The sequence below is a fragment of the bacterium genome, assembly GCA_021159335.1.
Classification (GTDB): domain Bacteria; phylum UBP14; class UBA6098; order B30-G16; family B30-G16; genus JAGGRZ01.
Map to the genome: position 1 here is coordinate 1 of JAGGRZ010000132.1, position 1,393 is coordinate 1,393.

Consider the following 1,393-nt stretch of genomic DNA (forward strand, 5'->3'; position numbering starts at 1 on the left):
TAACTGGAATATCCAGTATCTCGCCTGATTGTTTTAATCTTTTCGCAACCTTCTTGTCTTCTTCTGTTGGTACTGGGTCCCCACTTGGATGGTTGTGAACGACGATTATACTTGAACTGCTGTTCAGTATCGCCTTCTTGAAAATCTCACGAGGATGCGCGTGAGCGCCATCAACCGTACCCATACTCACTAACTCCTTTTCTATCAGCCTAAGCTTACTGTTCATATGCAGTACCCACAGGCACTCTCGGTCTATCTTGGCTTCGCTCTGCATGAACTCATAAACTTTCTTTGGGCTGTTTAACTTCTCCTCGGTCGCTTCTTTCACCATCATAAATTTCAATCCTTTCTTCACTATATAGTTCATTTTTTCGTTTGGTTCGTTTTTTACTCTACCAAAGGTGACATAAGCGTTTTCTCGATGAAAATGACCATATTGAGCGGTAGCGTGAGCAGTTGCTCTATGCCTTGTATCTCCTTCTTGAGGTTGTTTGCTCGTTCTTTGAATTCCAGTTGCTGGTCGAGTGGCAATGCCGGGTTATGTGCGTGGAACTTGCATTCTTCAAGTTTTTTCTCAAGATGGGTTTTGTTGCACTGTAAGTCTTCCTTTTTAAGAACAACAAATTCGGAATTGTTTTTGTTCGCGCTGTTCATTTTTGTTTTAATGTTCTATTTGCCCTGTTAGTTCGAGCAGTGCATAATGCAACTCCTGCTCGCACACCGGACAGACGAAATAGACTATTTTGCGCTTGTGAGCGATGTTTTTTACTAGCCCAAAGCAACGCGCGCCGCACTCCTGGCATTTTATCGGTGTTTCTTCATAGTCGTAGCTGTTCGTTTTTGTTTTTACCTTTTGTTTTAAAAGTCTTATAGTCATGCACAACGCATCGAATACCCCTGCCCAGAATGCTCTACACTCTTCATCTGTCCAGTATCCTTTACTACTCTCTTCGGTTTCATATTTTTCCATTCTTATTGACGCATTCTTCCGTAATATCTCCAGAATTTCCATCACTTTCTCTATCTTATCTGCGAACTCTTCTGCTCTTTCTAACTCTACCACTTTTTCTCTCTGTTCCTGCATGGCTATTCACCTCGCTCCGCTTCCAAAATATCTAATATTTCACCCAGTAGCTCCAATACTCGCTCCGCGGGCGATTTCGTACCTGATCCCATATTCTTGCATCGGCAGGTATCGCATATCGTTGACTTCATGAGAATGAATCCTACATCTGCAAGTCTCTCGCAAGGTTCATCGTAATATGTGAATATATTGCCACATTGAGTGCACTCGATTTGCGGATAGAATTTTATGTAACTTACAAAATCTGTGTATCCCTTTATAGCGATAAAACTAAGACCATCAGCGATAATCTTCGCTTTGTTCTCGCTT

General features: G+C 41.9%; 4 protein-coding genes. All 4 read right to left on the minus strand.

All coding sequences use genetic code 11. From position 1 onward, the window contains the following. On the minus strand, positions 1 to 367 hold a 367-nt coding region (locus J7J62_07055; GenBank protein ID MCD6124912.1), incomplete at its 3' end, for a JAB domain-containing protein. Between the two features lie 20 nt (positions 368 to 387). Further along, positions 388 to 654: a hypothetical protein gene (locus J7J62_07060; GenBank protein ID MCD6124913.1), complete on the minus strand. Its 267-nt coding sequence runs from the start codon at positions 652 to 654 to the stop codon at positions 388 to 390. Between the two features lie 7 nt (positions 655 to 661). Further along, on the minus strand, positions 662 to 1,084 hold the full coding sequence (locus J7J62_07065) for a hypothetical protein (GenBank protein MCD6124914.1): 423 nt from the start codon (positions 1,082 to 1,084) through the stop codon (positions 662 to 664). A gap of 2 nt (positions 1,085 to 1,086) precedes the next feature. Continuing rightward, positions 1,087 to 1,393 (minus strand): hypothetical protein (locus J7J62_07070; GenBank protein ID MCD6124915.1); only part of this gene is annotated, 307 nt, incomplete at its 5' end.